The organism is Tolypothrix bouteillei VB521301, from assembly GCF_000760695.4.
GTDB lineage: Bacteria > Cyanobacteriota > Cyanobacteriia > Cyanobacteriales > Nostocaceae > Scytonema > Scytonema bouteillei_A.
The window spans coordinates 802,426-819,778 of record NZ_JHEG04000001.1 but is presented as its reverse complement, the minus strand read 5'-3'; the positions used below and the strand labels follow the sequence as shown (position 1 = coordinate 819,778).

Here is a 17,353-nt window from a genome sequence, read left to right as displayed (position 1 = left end):
TCCCCTAAACTCTAGATTGCGTCCCACTGAGATTGGGTTCCCGGTCAAACACTGCCTTTGTCTGCTTGAGGTTCTAGCTCAACGTTTACCAACGGTAATTGTACTGTAAACGTTGCTCCCAACCCAACGCCTGGGCTATCTGCCGTAATGGTCCCACCATGCGCTTCGATCAATTGACGGACGATCGCTAACCCCAACCCCAGCCCACCAAATCTTCGAGTCGTTGAAGCATCTTCTTGTCGAAATGACTCAAAAATATGGGGAAGAAAGTCGCGCTGAATACCTTTACCAGTATCGCTGACCGTAATTTGTGCTCGGTCGCCGATTCGAGCCAATTGAATGTTTACCCGCCCATTTTTAGGAGTAAATTTGATGGCGTTCGATAGCAGGTTCCACACAATCTGCTGGAGTCGGGTAGCATCACCCAACACCAGTCCAATTTGAGGCATCACCAAATGGAGGTAGATATTTTTGGCAACAGCGGCTGTCCTTACCGTGTCGAGCGCTGCCTCAATCACTTGCACCAGATCGACGGTCGCCATTTCCAAAGTCAGTTTGCCACGAAGAATCTTGGCAGTGTCCAGTAGATCGTCAATGAGTCGGGTCAGAAGTTTGGCGTTGCGTTCAATAGTTGCCAGAGCTTCAGCTGTTTTAGCAGCATCCAATTGCCGAGATTGTAGCAGTTTTGTCCAACCCAAAATGGGGTTGAGAGGCGATCGCAATTCGTGAGAAAGGATGGCGAGAAACTCATCTTTAACTCGGTTGGCACGTTCGGCAGCAACTCTTGCTGCTTGTTCTCGTTGCAGCAGTTGCTCCCGTTCAATTTCGGCTTGTTTGCGCTCGGTAATATTTGTGTAGACACCCACACTCCCCCTAGGCTGACCCGATTCATCAAACAGTGGCACTGCATGTCCGTACAAACTAAACACAGTGTTATCCTGTCGAACCAGTTCGATTTCTACATCGCGCACTTCCACACCATGCTTTGCCGCGTACTCGACAGGAAGCTTATCTCCTGGTATTTCTCGTCCATTTTGATAAAACTTGTACGGAAGTTGAGACTGTTTGGCTGGGGGAGTGACAGCCACATTCATATCTGTTGGGATTTGTAGCAGCTTTGCATAAGCCGCGTTGACTTTTACCACGTGACACTCAGGATCTTCTGCAAGCGCAATATTAATTGGAATGACATTAAACAGGGCTTGCAGTTCATCGACACGACGTTGAAGCGCCACATTCAAATCTTGAATTTCTGCTTCCCTTGCCTCAAGTTGATTAAATTTCTTGCGGACTTCTGCTTGAGCCTTGCGGAGTGCGGCAACCAACAGAGTAATCAGCACTCCTTCAAGGATGAATAGTGCCAGCTTCAGCCCACTAGCTAGGGTTAACTTCCAACTGTGGTGTGGTTCTAAAAAATAGTAACAGGTAAACCCAGCAGAAAGCAGGGTTGCCACAATTCCCGGACTTTGCCCTCCAGAGAAAGCACTGACAGTGACTGCACCAAAAAATAATAAAAACGGAGCCTGTGTCAATTGGAGAACCGGGTCAAGTGCCAGCATGAGTAACAAGGCAATCAAGACAGATACAATCGCCACTCCATACCGCTTTAAATACTGGGTTTGGTTCAGCACATTTATCCCATATGAGTAGTCGTTAACGCACCCTCAAGAAACACCAGTAATAAAAACTGTTCGCTCGGGCTTGACCATCAGCGATACCAGTTCAACCAGATTGGAGGATACTGAGCGATCGCAGGACTTAATGTTACACCAAGGACAGGTATAACATCAACTGCTTGTCACCCATACGTTCTCCCTTGTCTCCCCGATCCCATCAACAAGCGGATCTCTATAAATGCAACGACCTACAAGCAGCGATCGATAAGCGCTCCCCTTCTGCAAGCACTCTTAATTGTTAATATTATATTGATAAAGAGCCTTGATTCACTTGCGTCTAAAAGATTAACTTTCTTCTAAAATCTTTACTTCCAAAAGTAGCAAAGCCCATCCAAACGGTATAAGCCAAATCTGCCTTACTAGAGATGTTGAAGCATAACGTACCGATTAAAGATCGTAATAGAACATTGAACTCTAGTTTTTAGGTACATCTGAATTATGGGTATTTTTCTAACAGCACTTGCTACAGCATTGAGCCTGCTAATTGTCGATCTAGTTGTTCCTGGTGTTAACATCGCTAATTTTCCATCTGCTATGATTGCAGCTGTAGCAATTGGTTTAATCAACGGTTCTGTTAAGCCAGTTCTATCAACCCTTTCTCTTCCTCTCAACTTTGTCAGCTTGGGCGCGTTTTCACTTGTTGTGAACGGTATCTGTTTTGCTTTAGCAGCATTCTTGGTTCCTGGGTTTAGCGTTCATGGCATCATTGCTTTTCTTGTAGGTCCTGTCGTTCTGTCTTTTGCTAATACCTTCATTAACAATTACTTTGTTGAGAAAAATCTCTCTTTGAAGAGCGGTGAAGATAAAACCAAAGCTGAATTACCATCTAGCTAAATCGCCTTATCTGTTTGTAGAGACGTTGAAAAATTGGTTTCTACCAAATACCGAATTAAGATAGCCCATATGGTGGATTTATTCATTCGGTAATTTCAAGAAAATGTGAGTAAAAGAGTTTAAATAAGAAGTAAGAGCCATATGAAATTAGTTCGTTTTCTTCTCGGTTTGTTAGTACCTCCTTTAGGTATTTTTCTAACGGTTGGAATTGGTCCAACACTGCTGATTAACGTTTTATTAACTCTTTTGGGCTGGCTTCCCGGTAGTATTCACGCAATCTGGGTTATTGCTAAATATGAAGAGAAACTGAATAGAGAGGGAGAGATATATTAACAGCAATGAGTACAAAGAGGTAGCCTTATTTCTACCTTTTTGTACTAGTTACAACAATTTTCCGGTTGATACACGATTTATTCTAGGGTGGACAAGAATGTCTGACCCTTCTTAATTTTATGTACTCTTTTTAGTTAAAATTTTTATAATTTATATAGGACTGCCAGAACACGCAAATCGCATCCAACCATTAAACACACCTACCATAGCAATCCTATTTGCGTTCTAAACAAGGGAGACAAGGAGGACAAAGAAGAGGTGTTTGTAACTCTTTTAGGGCTCAAGACTTGTCGGTTAAGCGTTTTTTCCTCCCCTGCATATATTGTTGATAAAAAATTGCCCTATGTAAAGGTAGATGAACATGCTAAAACCCTTACAAAGGACAAATCTGACTAGTTAGCTTTCTTTGAGACGAATTACTTATTTATTGACTGTTTCCTTGTCTTTGACGGAGTCTTTGTCTTTAAACCTGTCAGCGGCTGCTAATAATAAATCTCTCAAAATTTGTCTGACTTGGCGCTCTTTTCTCGCTAGTGCGGTACCTGCTTCTCCGAGTTTTTCATCAATTTGAGCGTGCTTGTCTTGTACCTGTGCAACTACAGCTTCTGCTTGCGGACGAGCCTTATTAAACCAGTTCTTAGCCTCGTCTAGATACCCTTGAACCTCTTGAGAACGTCCACCATACCGTGCTGTTAGATTAGCTCTTACAAGCGCTAACTGTCCTTGCAGTTGAGCGTAGCGTTTTTTAAGCAAAGCAGCTTCCTCACTGTCTTGGATAGCGTGAATAGCAGAGTCTACAGCAGTTTTGGTGCTAGAAGATTTCTCTTTACCTGTTTCTTTGATTTCTGCTAGTATACCTTCCACTTCTTGTTGGATTTTATCTTCTTGTTCGTCCAATTTAGCCTGTAGCTGCTGAACTTCTGCTTGAGTTTTCGCGATCGCTTCGTGTCTTTTGCTATTGACGGCTTCTATCGCTCCTTCAATAGATGCTGTCACTTCTTCCTTGATTTCGCTACCTTTGTCTTGTAAGTTTTCAATGACTGTAGAGATAGCATCTTTGACAAGAGTACGAAGTTCGGTTGAACCTTCTTTGAACTCAGAAGCTACTTGAGAAACTGCTGATTTAACAATTTCGCGAATGCGATCGCTTCTGAGTTGTCCGGTTTGTTTTGCTTGTTGAAGATCGGCTTGAATTTGCTCTTTGATATTATTAGGCATTTTTTTCTACCAACTAGAGGTTAAATCACTTATGTGGCTAAATGTAGGTGTTGTATAATTTTTGATTCATTGGCATCGGCAAACAAGTGAAAAATCACTTTATCAAATTCAAATTTTGTATATACAGTATCAAATTCAATACTCCTACACTAATATTGTGACGCAGGATTTTTTAAGCAGGTACATCCTTTAGATAGAAAAACTAACTAGCCAAAGGAAAAGCGGCGGCGAGCATCCAACCAAACAAGAATGCGCTTCCAATGGCATAACTCCAACTTTCTTGAAATATATTGGCGGTAAAAGAGAAAATCGCCATAACTAAAGGAAACAGTGGAAGCAGAAGCGCAATAAATCCTAGTTGAGGCAATAGGTAAAGAACTAAAATAAAACCTCCTACCAAAACCATACTCTGTCCCAGCCACCACAAAACTCTCTTTCCAATTCCAATACTGTGTTGCGCTATTCCTGATGCTAAAAACCAAGGAAGACAAGCTATTGATAGTAGGGGAAATAACTTTAACCGTGCAGGAATCAACCACCACTGCAACCACACGAACTGTGCGATCGCACCGAAGGCAATCCACAGCACTGCAAACAATGCAACTCCTATTCCTACAGCTTGTAAAGTGGGACGGGGTAGGCGAAAGATAACGAGTAGCCACACTAAACCAGCGACACCAAACCAAATACTGACTGCACCACCCACCAGCAAACCCCCCAAACTGTCAATATCGCCATTGCGACTGAGTAACGTCAAGACACCACTCGCTACAAACGGTGCTATGAGTAAACCGCCCCAACTTCGCAACTGGTTTACCTCAAGTTTAGATAAGTTGGGAGACAAAGACTCAAATCCCAATTTCTCCTGACTAACTCCAAGCAAAAGAGGAACAACAGCATCCAGTAACACCAGCCATCCCAGTAAGTGCAAGCCATACCAAAGAATACGGCGGTCAACGTAGTCACTGCTGCGTTGTACTCCAAAAGTAGAATCCAGCCAGTTTTTAGCAGCTTGGTGGCTGGGATCGCGAAACAAGATCGTAATGTGTTCGGCGTTAGGAACGATCGCTAGAGAACGCCCCCTTCCATCCGTCAAATTTTGATTTTCTCCTCCGGCTGCTTTCAGCAACCGCCGTGCATTCGTAACAAAACGACCTTCCCAACTTCCTGCTTGCAGTTGCAGATTGCGTGGAGCAGAAGGTGTTACATTTGCGCCTGTGGGTGAAACTGCAATTGTTGCAGCAAAGCGATTGACATCTTGGATACCAACTGACATCACTGCACCGCTTCCCATAGAATGACCGAGCAACGCTAGGCGAGATGAATCTACCTCTGGTTGTTTTACAAAAGTTGCAAGGGCGGTATTGAGGTTTTGCTGAAGAGAATCACGTTCTAATGGGTTGGCATTAGCTCCATGACTGTTAAAATCCCATAGCATAGCAGCATAACCAGCGCGTGCCATAACGTGAGCATAAGCTAACATCAACTGTTTTGACCCGGCATAACCATGTGCTATTAACACGCCCGGTATTTTGTTTGCATCTTTTGGCGCAACGTACAGCATGGGTACGCCTTCAACCTCAAAGCGGCGCATCACCAATCCAGTTCGCGCTGCTACCACACCCCACCAAGATGAAATAATGAGTAAAAGCGCGGCGGCTATCAAGAATAAACGTTTGCGAGTCATGTCGGGTTTTGTTTGGCATACTCTTATTAGGATAATCAGCTCCCGATACAAAATCCTCCACTTTTGGTCAGCACCCCGCACTAAAGTGACGGGGCTTCACGCCTCGATATTTTAGTTAGTTGACCAGCTTAAGTACTTTGTGTACTACGTTTAGAGAAGAGTTGTGCGATTCGTTCACTCGAAATGAGTACTTATACTCAGGGATGAGTGGCAAGGGAATAAGAACCGAGTAATCGGAACAGAACCTTTGACAACTAAATGACCATGAGGGTGACTCCGAGGAAATCCTAGAGTACATCAGAGAAGTCCCTCCCCGTAGGTGCAACGGTGACAGCATCACCTCCAAGGTAGCGACTAGCCATCAATCCTTGAAGCGAGGTGAAAAGGAGGTAAACTGGTAGCCCAAACTGGTTCTCCTTCGAGCATGAACCTATGAGTAGCGTCAGCGAAGATGCGCCTTAACCGTCGTAATCTAAAACCAGCGCAATCAGGCTGTCGCTGGAGCCAAAAGGCAATGGATAAGGGGCTGGCAAGTAACTTTTTGACCAGCACGCACTCCCAATAAACCCGGCGGATAGCATCGCTCTAAAGGTTTAAATAATGGTCATTTGGAACGAAGTAACCTAACGTTTACTCTCAGGTGGTCGATACTGAGTAGGTGCTAACCGTATGTGGTGTTAGGAAAGATTGGGTCAGAAGCGAACGCCTCATGCAACGATGAGGATATGCCAACGGACTCACGGTGATTTGGAATGTAGAGTCACGGTAGCAATGAATATGGCTAATACACGAGGAGTCACAACAGGAATAAACGATGAAGCAACCCCTTCTTTAAGGGAAAAGCCGACTCATGAAACTGAAAATGACAAATCGATGGTGGACTGGAGACACATCGACTGGCGCAAGCTGGAAAAACGTGTTTTTAAGTTGCAAAAACGAATCTACAAAGCCTCTGAACGTGGTGATGTCAAAGCAGTTCGTAAACTCCAAAAGACGCTGATGAAGTCCTGGAGTGCAAAGTGTCTCGCGGTTAGACGGGTAACACAAGACAACCAAGGTAAGAAGACGGCGGGTGTGGACGGTGTGAAATCACTGACCCCAAAGCAACGTCTCACCTTAGTTGCTAAATTAAAACTAGGTTCAAAGGTATCGCCTACCAGGCGCGTATGGATTCCAAAACCTGGTAAGGACGAAAAAAGACCATTAGGCATCCCGACAATGTATGACCGCGCACTGCAAGCTCTCGTTAAAATGGCACTTGAGCCAGAATGGGAGGCTAAATTTGAACCTAACTCATATGGGTTCAGACCAGGGCGTTCATGCCACGATGCTATCGAAGCAATATTTAATAGTATGAGGCACAAACCAAAATTTGTGCTTGATGCCGATATATCAAAGTGCTTCGATAAAATCGACCATTTGGCACTGCTTCAAAAATTAAATACATTCCCCACCATTCGCCGACAAATTCGTGCTTGGTTAAAAGCGGGAGTGATGGATAATCAGCAGTTCCAAGAGACATCTGAGGGAACACCGCAAGGCGGAGTCATTTCTCCACTATTAGCGAATGTAGCCCTCCACGGAATGGAAGAACGGATTAAACAATATGCTGAAACATTGCCCGGTTTAAAACGGGAAAATCGCAAAAGTATATCATTAATTCGTTATGCCGATGATTTCGTAATTCTACACGAAAATCTAACCGTTGTCCAAAGATGCCAGATAATTATATCTGAATGGTTAAAAAGCATGAATTTAGAGTTGAAGCCTTCAAAAACACGCCTAACTCACACTCTAAACAAGTATAAGGAAGAAGAACCAGGATTTAATTTTCTTGGTTTTAATATCAGGCAGTTTTCAGTGGGTAAACATCACTCGAAAAAGGGCTTCAAAATAATCATCACCCCAAGTAAGGAAAAGCAGAGGATACACTACGAGCGAATAGCTAGTATCATCGATGACTACAGCACAGCGCCGCAAGAGGCGCTAATTAGTCGGCTCAACCCGATAATTAAAGGATGGTCTAACTACTATTCGACAGTAGTAAGCAGTGAAGCTTACGCCAACCTCGATAGTCTTATGTATCCAAAACTTAGAGCTTGGGCAAAACGCCGTCATCCAAATAAATCAGGGAAATGGGTAGCTAAGAAATATTGGCGCACTATTGGCGGTGATAATTGGGTATTCGCCACAACGTACAAAGGTAATCTCAGGTGGTTAACAAACCACACAGATACACCCATAGTACGCCACGTAAAAGTAAAAGGCGATGCTAGTCCATACGATGGCAACCTAATTTATTGGAGTTCAAGAATGGGCGCACACCCCGAAATGCCAAAAAGAGTGGCAACACTCTTAAAGCAACAGAAAGGAAAATGCGCTCATTGCGGATTGTATTTTCGTGAAGAAGATGTAATGGAGATTGACCACAAAATACCCCTAAGCAAAGGGGGTAAAGACGAATATAAAAATCTCCAGCTATTACATAGACACTGCCATGATATAAAAACAGCTGAAGATGGTTCGGTTGGGGGTATGTAATTAGACAAGCACCAAATTACTGAGGAGCCGGATGAGGTGAAAGTCTCACGTCCGGTTTTGAAGACGAGTCGCTCTGGCGACGGAGCGGCTTAGTTTACTAAAAGACCCACCAACAGATGCGTAGCTAGTTTGTTGCACTGGAATTAAATAGTTAAACAGTTTTACAAGGGGTAAGACAGTGCTATTTAAATATACTGGCTCTAAACATTGGCGAAGCTAACTTTACCCGAAAGGAGGGACAAAAATGTCCAAAGTATTTCTAATTGATGTCAATAAAAGACCACTAAATCCAATACATTCAGCCCAAGCAAGACAACTTCTGAGAAATGGAAAAGCAGCAGTTTTTAGACGATTTCCTTTTACCATCATTTTGAAAGTCACTTTCAAAACAGATGTAGAAATTGAGCCTCTACGATTAAAAATAGACCCTGGTGCAGTTATAAGTGGAATTGCTTTAGTTAACGATTCTACGGGTGAGGTAGTATTTGCTGCTGAAATTAAACATAGAGGCTTTGCAATACGCGATTCTCTTATTTCAAGAAGACAATTAAGAAGAAGTAGAAGAAATCGCAAAACAAGATATCGCCAACCCAGATTTAATAATAGAATCCGACCAAAGGGATGGTTAGCACCAAGTCTACAAAGCCGTGTTGATAATATCAAAACTTGGGTTGAAAGATTGCGGAAAGTAGCACCGATTGAAGCGATTAGTCAAGAATTAGTACGCTTTGATATGCAATTAATCCGCAATCCTGATATTGAGGGTAAAGAATATCAGCAGGGTACACTTTTCGGCTACGAAACACGTGAGTATTTACTTGAAAAATGGAATAGGCAATGTGCTTACTGTGGTGTTAAAGATGTTCCATTTCAAATAGAACACATTCATTGTCGAGCTAAAGGAGGTAGCAACTCAATTACAAATCTGACTTTAAGCTGTGAAAAATGCAACAAGAAAAAGGGGACTAAAGATATCAGAGATTTTCTCAAAAAAGACTCTGCTAGGTTAGAGAAAATATTGAAACAAGCCAAACAACCTTTGACTGATGCAGCCGCCGTTAATTCAACTCGATTTGCATTACTTAAAACGCTACAATCTACAGGTTTACCAGTAGAAACAGGAAGCGGCGGTTTAACTAAATTCAATAGGACTCAACAAGGATTAGAAAAAACACACTATTTTGATGCAGCCTGTGTTGGTCAATCAACTCCTGAAAAATTAATCGTTAAAGGAGTTAAACCATTATTGATTACAGCAAACGGTCATGGAACAAGACAAATGTGTCGTACAGATAAATTTGGTTTTCCAAATCGTCACTGTTCGAGAACTAAATTCCACTTTGGTTTTCAGACTGGTGACATTGTTAAAGCTGTTGTACTTTCCGGTAAAAAAGTTGGCGAATATGTTGGCAGAATTGCAACGCGTTCTACTGGGAGTTTTAATATTTCTACCAAGAATGGTTTAGTTCAGGGAATCTCACACACATATTGCCAACAGATTCACAAGAAAGACGGATATTCCTATGCATTTTAACGAAATTAGACGGCAGATAAATCTGCTCGTGTCGCGGTTCCTCCTTGGTCTGATAGCGAAGCGTGACGCCAGTCATAGACGCAAGGTTTCCCCTCTCCCGGAGGTTTTTAGATGAGAAAAGTCGGGGATCTAACTGAGTGAGTTACCCTCCAAGCAGTTGAGCCATTTGGATACGAGCAGCTGCGATCGAATCGGCTAACTTTTTCCCACCAGACTCATCATTTTCAACATTAATAAACGTGATGTCAGTGATGCCTATAAACCCAAAGACTGCTGCAAGGTAAGGGTTTTGATAATTACAATTCTCGTATTTCCCACCAGATCCATAGCCGGAAGTCCCTCGTGCTGTGATGATAAACATTTTTTTACCCAGCACGAGCGGTTTGTAAGGGTTTGTAGAATCTTCTGGTTCAAACACAAATGTCCGCGTTGGGCGGACAATTTGATCGATATAAGCTTTGAAAGTACTGGGAATGGAGAAATTATACATGGGAATGCCAATGACGTAGAGATCGGCAGCTAAGAATTCGTCTATCAGGCGATCGCTAATAAGAATTCCCTCTTGGAGTTGAGGGGTTCGTTGCTCTGGCGGTGTATGAGCTGCTACAATCCACTGTTCATCGACATGAGGAACTGGATTGCAACCGACATCTCGATAGTTGACGGTATCACCCGGATGAGCTTGCTTCCAAGCCTCAACAAATTCTCTTGTGAGCTTGCGAGAGTGCGAACGTTCTCCTCTGGGACTGGAATCAATATGTAACAGGTGTGCCATAGTTCTTCGGATGGATTACAATTCCAGCTTATGTAAAGGATTCCGGCTCAACTATCTAATTCCTGTGCCACTATCACAATCTTGCTGTAATTTTTCAGTGAACTTCGTACAAAAGTTCAAAAAACGAATAAATAACCGTATGATGGTGGGATTGTAAGAGATAAGTCTTTCTTGGGGTATCCTGTGGAGATATAGATGAAATAGATTGAGTTTCAGATCGTGAAGACGACCGCCACCCATGAGATAGAAACGATCCACTTACCCATCTTGTCCAGCCAATCTCGGGGTTGGGAAAATATTGTAGTCGAGCAATTCCAACACCCTCCGGGTGAAGCGAGGTGTCATTACAGCCAAGAACACGCGATTTATCTGTCTCTTTCCTCCCGTCCAATTCGCTTGCTACAAGTTCACGAAGGTCAGACTTATGCAGGGATGTACGCAAAAGGCGATATTTCCATAACACCTGCAAAGACCCAGTGTTTTGCTCGATGGGATGGAGAGGATAGCCACTTGCAGATTCGGATTGCGTCTGATTTCATCCAGAGCGTTGCAACAGAAGCTCTTGCTATGAATTCAGATCGACTGGAATTGCTGAGCCAATTTCAGGCTCGCGATCCACAAATTGAGTCACTTGGCATGATGCTGGTGTGCGAACTCCAACAGGAAAATTTAGGCGGAAGGCTTTATGTTGAATCACTGGCAAATGTTTTGGCAGTGCATTTACTCAGACAATACTTTGCGTCCAAACCTCACCTTGCAATTTATAAGGGTGGTTTACCCGAGCGTCAACTGCTGCAAGTCTTGGAGTACATCAACGAACATCTCAATCAAGACATTAAGCTCGCAGATTTGGCCCAGTTGTTAGGCATGAGCCAATTTCATTTCAGCCATTTATTCAAGCGATCGCTGGGCATAGCTCCCTACCAATACTTGCTCCAACAACGGATAGAACGGGCGAAGCAGTTGTTGAAACAAACAGACCAATTGATCGTAGACATTGCTTTAGAGTGTGGGTTCAACAGCCACAGCCATCTGAGCAAACAGTTTCGGCAATTGACAGGTATAACACCGCGAACCTACAGAGCAAAATGAACGAGTACGCTTTTGTACGGTAGGTAGTATAACTATTTATTATATAAAAATATTGATAAGTAGTTCAACTTAAAAAAACATAAAATGTTCGTAGATGTGCTTTAGCGCTCAAGGGCAACTACAAGCCTAAAAACATCTTACGTTTCATTTGTTTGTGTTACTTATGAATATCAAATTTCCAAAGCTTATCGCTATTTTCTTAGTGACATTTATATTTTTCATGTTATTATGCCTTCCTCAAGCAATAGCAGCAGAGACAGCTAATGGTGCTAAAATTTTTGACGTTCATTGTGCTGGATGTCATATCAACGGCAGCAATATTATCAGACGGGGAAAAAACTTAAAATTGAAAGCACTTAAGAAAAATGGGATGGATTCTGTAGATGCGATCGCATCTATCGTAACCAATGGAAAAAATAATATGTCAGCCTACAAAGATCGCTTAACACCAGAAGAAATTCAAGAAGTTTCTTCTTATGTTTTAGAGCAAGCCGAAAAAGGCTGGCGGTAAAAAGACTAACTACTCACAATTAACAACTAACCAAATCCCATGAACCTACCTCAATCAAGTCGCCTGCAATTTACCACAGATTTAAACATTTCTCGCCTCTTAAACGGGATGTGGCAAGTTTCCGGCGCACACGGGCGCATCAACCCAACATCTGCCATCCAAGCCATGTTCCAATATGTAGATGCAGGCTTTACCACCTGGGACTTAGCAGATCATTACGGTCCGGCGGAAGATTTTATTGGTGAGTTCCGCCGCCAACTGATTGCGACTCGGGGTCAAGAGGCTTTAGCTAATATTCAAGCTTTTACAAAATGGGTACCCCGTCCTACCAAAATGACAAAAAAATTGGTAGAAGAGAATATTAATATCTCTTTAAGAAGAATGGCAGTAGAATGCCTGGATTTAATGCAATTTCACTGGTGGGAATATCGAGACAAAAACTATTTAGATGCCCTCAAATATATGGCGGAACTGCAAACAGAAGGGAAAATTAAACATTTAGCCTTAACGAATTTTGATACAGAACACCTGCAAATTATTACAGAAGCAGGCATAAAAATAGTTTCCAACCAGGTACAATTTTCTCTTGTCGATCGCCGTCCTGAAGTGAAGATGATTCAGTTCTGCCAAGAGCATGACATACAACTGTTGACTTACGGTACGGTTTGCGGTGGTTTTTTATCAGAAAAATATGTGGGTGTTTCAGAACCAAGAGGGTCTGAGTTAGCTACCGTCAGCTTGCGAAAATACAAAAATATGATAGATGGTTGGGGAGGTTGGCAGTTATTCCAAGAATTACTGTCTGTTCTTAAGACCATAGCCGACAAACATAGCGTTAGTATTCCTAACATCGCACTGCGTTATATTTTAGACAAACCAACAGTAGCAGGTGCGATCGTTGGTGCAAGGCTTGGGATAGCGGAGCATCTAGAAGATAATGCCAGAGTATTCAGCTTTACATTAGATACTGAAGACTGCGATCGGATAGATGCTATCTCTAGCAAATCGAGGAACTTATATCAGTTAATCGGTGACTGTGGGGACGAATATCGCCGATAGGTATTTACAGTTTAACACTTTTTTAATACTTAAAAAAAAGGTAGAAAGTCGGATTACCCACCTGTCATCCTTTCACCTTATGACCATAATAGGTAAATAGGTATGATAGTACACAGTTCATTCAATCCGTCATATTTTACCTAAAGTCGGAACTGCTAAAACACTTGTTAAACCCAGCCTACCGAAAATACTAATGCTTACAATTACTCCACTTCTCTCAAATCAACTTCCCAGCCTACATTACTCCTTCACCCCAGAGCGCTTCGATGAAACCTGGGAAGCTCCTTTGTCTACCCTTTTAGGGCTTGGACGTGCGGCGGGTGCTGATTTTATTGAATTTTTCTTAGAGCGTGTTAATTATATTAGTTGCCTTGCAGAAGAGGATACTATCACCAGCATTACACCCCGCCTGTCTACAGGTGCGGGAGTCAGAGTATTTCGTGGCAAAGCAGATTGTTATGTTAGCACCAACGATATAACATTTTCCGGGTTGAAAGCAGCGTTGGAAAAAGGACTTTCTATCATGGGGTTGCAACTCCCCGCGCCCAACTCTTTTATCCCAGAAATTAATCTAGAATTGCTGAGAGACTACGCTACCAAAAGAGGTAAAGATGGTTGGCTACCTCTTTGTAGCTCAATTCGAGAAATGGGAGAACTATTGCTTGAAAGTACCGATCAACTCAAGCAAAAAGCCAACCACATACAATCGCGCCGCAGTACCTATTTCCGCGATTGGCAAGAAGTTTTAGTTGCAGCGAGCGATGGAACCTTTGCTCGTGATATTCGCCTCACTCAATCGGTAGGTCTCAGCCTTCTGTGTGCTGATGGCGCTCATCGCACTTCTATTGCAGAACGTGGCGGTAACACCAGCGACCCCAATTTCCTGAGAACTTGGGACTACAAAGAAGCAGCAGAACACATTTCAGAATCAGCAGGAAAAATGCTCTACGCTGATTATGTAGAGTCGGGAACTTACCCCATTGTGATGGCAAATCACTTTGGTGGAGTTATCTTCCACGAAGCATGCGGACACCTGCTCGAAACAACTCAAATCGAACGCAACACCACTCCTTTTGCTGACAAGAAAGGCGAAAAAATTGCCCATGAGAGCTTAACTGCTTGGGATGAAGGGCGCACTGACAATGCCTTTGGTACCATTGATATGGATGACGAAGGTATGCCAGCCCAAAGAACTCTGTTGATTGAGAAAGGAGTTTTGAAGAACTTCTTAGCCGATCGGGCTGGTTCTTCCCGTACCGGACACCCCAGAACAGGTAGCGGTCGCCGTCAAAATTTCACCTTTGCTGCAGCCAGTCGGATGCGTAACACCTATATTGCGACAGGCGATTACAGCCTCGATCAAATCTTTGCTTCCATTGACAAAGGTATTTACTGTAAAAAGATGGGTGGTGGTAGCGTTGGTGCTACAGGTCAATTTAACTTTGGTGTAGACGAAGCGTATTTGATTGAAAACGGCAAAATTACCAAGCCATTAAAGGGAGCAATTTTGATTGGTGAAGCAAAGGAAATTATGAACAAAATTTCCATGTGTTCTCAAGATTTATCCCTCGCACCAGGTTTTTGTGGTTCTGTTAGTGGCAGTATCTACACTACAGTAGGACAGCCCCACATTAAAGTTGATTCCATCACTGTAGGTGGACGGTAATGGCTAATGGCTAATGGCTAATGGCTAATGGCTAATGGCTAATGGCTAATGGCTAATGGCTAATGGCTAATGGTGAGTCCAGCGCTGCAGGCGGGTTTCCCGCGCCCTGGCGACTGGCGAACAAGGGAGGGCTGATGGCTGATTAACTCGTTCCCAGGTAGAACCTGGGAATGCCCTCCTAGTGGCTCTGCCACTTATGATAGGAGGCAGAGCCTCCACTAATACACTCCCAGGCTGAGCCTGGGAGCGAGAAAAACGCTTAAATTCAAAATTGCCAGACTATGCCCAATATTACTGAAATTGCGACTTACGCCAAGGAAAATGCAGAAAAGCTTGGCATCAAAAAATTTGACATTTATGGCTCAAGTGCAGACCAAACCAGCGTACAAGTAGATCGCGGTGAACCAAAGCAAGTCAAAGCTTCCAATCTTTCTGGTGTCACTGTACGCGTTTGGAATGAAGACAATACAATGGGTGTCACCACAACGACAGATGTAGACCCCAAAGGGCTAGAGTTAGCTTTGAAAACGGCATATGAAGCAAGTTTCTTTGGTGTAAAAGAAAATGTGCCAGATTTTAGCCCAGAATCAACTGTTCCCATAGAGCATTCCTCTGAAGAAAAAGCACCTCAAGTCCCTGTTGCTCAACTTATTGAAAGCTTGTTAACAGCTGAGAAAGAGTTAATGAGCGCTCATCCGGCGATTAAGGGAGTGCCTTACAATAGTTTGGCGCAAAGAGATATCGATCGCTTCTATCTCAACAGTGATGGTGCGTTGAGAACAGAATCTCACTCCGTCGCATCAGTTTATCTTTACAGCAAAACAGAAGAAGACGGTAAAAAACCCCGCAGTGCTGGTGCTTTTAGAATTAGCAGGGGTTTGGACAATTTAGATATTAATGGTTGTATCCAGGAAACTGCAGAGAAAACTATTAGCCACTTGAATTATGAAAAAATCAAGTCGGGTAAATATCGAGTTGTTTTCTCCCCGGATGCTTTTTTGAGTTTGCTAGGTGCTTTTTCTAACATATTCAACGCTCAGAGTATTTTGGACAAGCAAAGCTTATCGACTCCTGATGATTTAGGTAAGCAAATTGCTTCTCCTCTGCTTTCAGTTGCTGATGATGCTCTACATCCAGCCAATGTTGGTGCAGAAGCTTTCGATGGTGAAGGAACTCCCACTCGCCGCATTTCACTCATTGAGAATGGCGTTTTAACCAACTTTCTCCACAGTGCAGGTACTGCAAAAAGAATGAACGCAACCCCAACGGGTCATGCCAATATTGGTGCAAAAGTTACTGTTAGCCCCAATTTTTATCATGTCTTTGCAACTTCTGCGACTCCCGAACGGGAATTGAACTTGGAAACGGCTGAGAATGTCATTTTGATTGATAATTTACAAGCCCTTCACGCTGGGGTGAAAGCTTTACAAGGTTCTTTCTCTCTACCGTTTGATGGTTGGTTGGTGAACAAAGGTGAGAAAGTTAGTATTGAGTCAGCTACTGTTGCAGGAGATTTTCTCGAAGTCCTCAAGTCTATTATTTTTGTGGAACAAGAGGCGGAATTAACTCCTGGCGGGGTTTGTCCCAGAGTTTGGGTTGACGAACTCTCTATTACTGGTGAGTAGCTAGATTTTATTGGGTGGGCATTGCCATACAAGTCATCATAATAAAATAGTGGTGTTTGTTCCTGCTGACCCAATAGCGATCGCACGCACTCACTACATTAGATAAACAAACAACCCATGGCGTGAGTTGTTAAATGCGATCGCTTGTGCAGTACCTAAGCCATTGCTATTCTAAAAGGTGCAAACTGCAACATAGAAAAACACATGAACCGAGTTTCACTGGGACGCAACTTGATTGTTGTCACAGCTATTCTCTCCATAGTTGTGCCTATCGGCGTAGACGGTTTTCTACTTGCGAAAGCGCATATGGCAAATCCACTGTGGTTACCGCATGCGAAACTGCATTGCGCGATGTCCTTTTTTGCAGCTATCAGCTTGGGAGCAAGTGGTTTAGCTGTGCTTTGGACGCGCCCAACAACAGACCTCGCTTCAGCTGCGATTGCTGCCTTTCTCTCAACCGCCTTCTGGATGGGGCTAGTTCTTGCAGGTGTATGGCCAGAAACGTCGTATGGTTTCTCGAACGATCCCAATCTCACCAACTTTCAACCACCTGTTATGTTCGGGCTGCTTGTCGATCCAAACGTTGCCCTAGCACTTGTCAGCATCATCCTTGGCTGGGTTGGCTTTGCACTGATAGGTAGTGCAGTAGGTAACGTAGGAGAGTTGAATAAGGAGCTTGACTAAATAGCCAAATTCTTATCTAAACTTATTCATAGCTAACTAGAGTGAGTAAGTTTATGTGGAAAGTATCTGAGTTTGGTGATTTAGTGGGGATTTCGCCATCTACATTAAGACGGTGGGA

At 43.2% G+C, this 17,353-nt stretch carries 14 protein-coding genes; 10 read left to right on the top strand and 4 right to left on the bottom strand.

Going from position 1 to position 17,353, the window contains the following annotated elements:
• Positions 1 to 44: 44 nt before the first annotated feature.
• On the bottom strand, positions 45 to 1,631 hold the full coding sequence (locus HC643_RS03090; RefSeq protein ID WP_050046111.1) for an ATP-binding protein: 1,587 nt from the start codon (positions 1,629 to 1,631) through the stop codon (positions 45 to 47).
• Between the two features lie 483 nt (positions 1,632 to 2,114).
• Here HC643_RS03090 and HC643_RS03085 point away from each other — a divergent pair, with 483 nt between their 5' ends.
• Positions 2,115 to 2,510, top strand: a complete 396-nt coding sequence (locus HC643_RS03085) for a phage holin family protein (protein ID WP_137986407.1) — start codon at positions 2,115 to 2,117, stop codon at positions 2,508 to 2,510.
• A gap of 141 nt (positions 2,511 to 2,651) precedes the next feature.
• Entirely contained in the window at positions 2,652 to 2,843 is a 192-nt protein-coding gene (locus tag HC643_RS03080; protein WP_038081119.1) for a YqaE/Pmp3 family membrane protein, read from the top strand.
• Between the two features lie 420 nt (positions 2,844 to 3,263).
• Here the strand turns inward: HC643_RS03080 and HC643_RS03075 are convergent, their stop codons facing one another.
• Positions 3,264 to 4,061 carry a coiled-coil domain-containing protein gene (locus HC643_RS03075; protein WP_038081118.1) on the bottom strand — a complete coding sequence of 266 codons (798 nt, stop codon included), beginning with the start codon at positions 4,059 to 4,061 and terminating at the stop codon, positions 3,264 to 3,266.
• Positions 4,062 to 4,263: 202 nt separating this feature from the next.
• Positions 4,264 to 5,748, bottom strand: a complete 1,485-nt coding sequence (locus tag HC643_RS03070) for a serine aminopeptidase domain-containing protein (protein ID WP_038081116.1) — start codon at positions 5,746 to 5,748, stop codon at positions 4,264 to 4,266.
• A 777-nt stretch (positions 5,749 to 6,525) separates the two neighbouring features.
• Between HC643_RS03070 and ltrA the strand changes: the two genes are divergently transcribed.
• Positions 6,526 to 8,289: a group II intron reverse transcriptase/maturase gene (ltrA, locus tag HC643_RS03065; protein WP_237265821.1), complete on the top strand. Its 1,764-nt coding sequence runs from the start codon at positions 6,526 to 6,528 to the stop codon at positions 8,287 to 8,289.
• A 244-nt stretch (positions 8,290 to 8,533) separates the two neighbouring features.
• A complete protein-coding gene (gene iscB, locus HC643_RS03060; protein WP_038073543.1) occupies positions 8,534 to 9,823 on the top strand; it encodes an RNA-guided endonuclease IscB in 1,290 nt (429 codons plus the stop codon).
• A 142-nt stretch (positions 9,824 to 9,965) separates the two neighbouring features.
• On the opposite strand, the gene HC643_RS03055 is transcribed toward iscB, so the two are convergent.
• A complete protein-coding gene (locus HC643_RS03055; RefSeq protein ID WP_038073545.1) occupies positions 9,966 to 10,598 on the bottom strand; it encodes an FMN-dependent NADH-azoreductase in 633 nt (210 codons plus the stop codon).
• Between the two features lie 219 nt (positions 10,599 to 10,817).
• Between HC643_RS03055 and HC643_RS03050 the strand changes: the two genes are divergently transcribed.
• The 6 genes from HC643_RS03050 (at position 10,818) to HC643_RS03025 (ending at position 17,235) form a co-directional block, all read left to right on the top strand.
• Entirely contained in the window at positions 10,818 to 11,690 is an 873-nt protein-coding gene (locus HC643_RS03050) for a helix-turn-helix domain-containing protein (protein WP_038073547.1), read from the top strand.
• 163 nt (positions 11,691 to 11,853) lie between these two features.
• Positions 11,854 to 12,201, top strand: a complete 348-nt coding sequence (petJ, locus tag HC643_RS03045; protein ID WP_038073549.1) for a cytochrome c6 PetJ — start codon at positions 11,854 to 11,856, stop codon at positions 12,199 to 12,201.
• Between the two features lie 39 nt (positions 12,202 to 12,240).
• Positions 12,241 to 13,260, top strand: coding sequence for an aldo/keto reductase (locus HC643_RS03040; RefSeq protein WP_038073551.1), 1,020 nt, complete (start codon positions 12,241 to 12,243; stop codon positions 13,258 to 13,260).
• Between the two features lie 193 nt (positions 13,261 to 13,453).
• Positions 13,454 to 14,926, top strand: a complete 1,473-nt coding sequence (locus tag HC643_RS03035; protein ID WP_050046109.1) for a TldD/PmbA family protein — start codon at positions 13,454 to 13,456, stop codon at positions 14,924 to 14,926.
• A gap of 281 nt (positions 14,927 to 15,207) precedes the next feature.
• Positions 15,208 to 16,551, top strand: a complete 1,344-nt coding sequence (locus tag HC643_RS03030; protein ID WP_038081754.1) for a TldD/PmbA family protein — start codon at positions 15,208 to 15,210, stop codon at positions 16,549 to 16,551.
• Between the two features lie 204 nt (positions 16,552 to 16,755).
• Positions 16,756 to 17,235, top strand: a complete 480-nt coding sequence (locus HC643_RS03025) for a hypothetical protein (protein WP_038081755.1) — start codon at positions 16,756 to 16,758, stop codon at positions 17,233 to 17,235.
• The last annotated feature ends 118 nt before the right edge of the window (positions 17,236 to 17,353 follow it).

Coding starts and splice junctions, on each gene's coding strand:
- HC643_RS03085 (WP_137986407.1), top strand. CDS start 2,115: ATGGGTATTTTTCTAACAGCACTTGCTACAGCATTGAGCCTGCTAATT.
- HC643_RS03080 (WP_038081119.1), top strand. CDS start 2,652: ATGAAATTAGTTCGTTTTCTTCTCGGTTTGTTAGTACCTCCTTTAGGT.
- HC643_RS03075 (WP_038081118.1), bottom strand. CDS start 4,061: ATGCCTAATAATATCAAAGAGCAAATTCAAGCCGATCTTCAACAAGCA.
- HC643_RS03070 (WP_038081116.1), bottom strand. CDS start 5,748: ATGACTCGCAAACGTTTATTCTTGATAGCCGCCGCGCTTTTACTCATT.
- ltrA (WP_237265821.1), top strand. CDS start 6,526: ATGGCTAATACACGAGGAGTCACAACAGGAATAAACGATGAAGCAACC.
- iscB (WP_038073543.1), top strand. CDS start 8,534: ATGTCCAAAGTATTTCTAATTGATGTCAATAAAAGACCACTAAATCCA.
- HC643_RS03055 (WP_038073545.1), bottom strand. CDS start 10,598: ATGGCACACCTGTTACATATTGATTCCAGTCCCAGAGGAGAACGTTCG.
- petJ (WP_038073549.1), top strand. CDS start 11,854: ATGAATATCAAATTTCCAAAGCTTATCGCTATTTTCTTAGTGACATTT.
- HC643_RS03040 (WP_038073551.1), top strand. CDS start 12,241: ATGAACCTACCTCAATCAAGTCGCCTGCAATTTACCACAGATTTAAAC.
- HC643_RS03035 (WP_050046109.1), top strand. CDS start 13,454: ATGCTTACAATTACTCCACTTCTCTCAAATCAACTTCCCAGCCTACAT.
- HC643_RS03030 (WP_038081754.1), top strand. CDS start 15,208: ATGCCCAATATTACTGAAATTGCGACTTACGCCAAGGAAAATGCAGAA.
- HC643_RS03025 (WP_038081755.1), top strand. CDS start 16,756: ATGAACCGAGTTTCACTGGGACGCAACTTGATTGTTGTCACAGCTATT.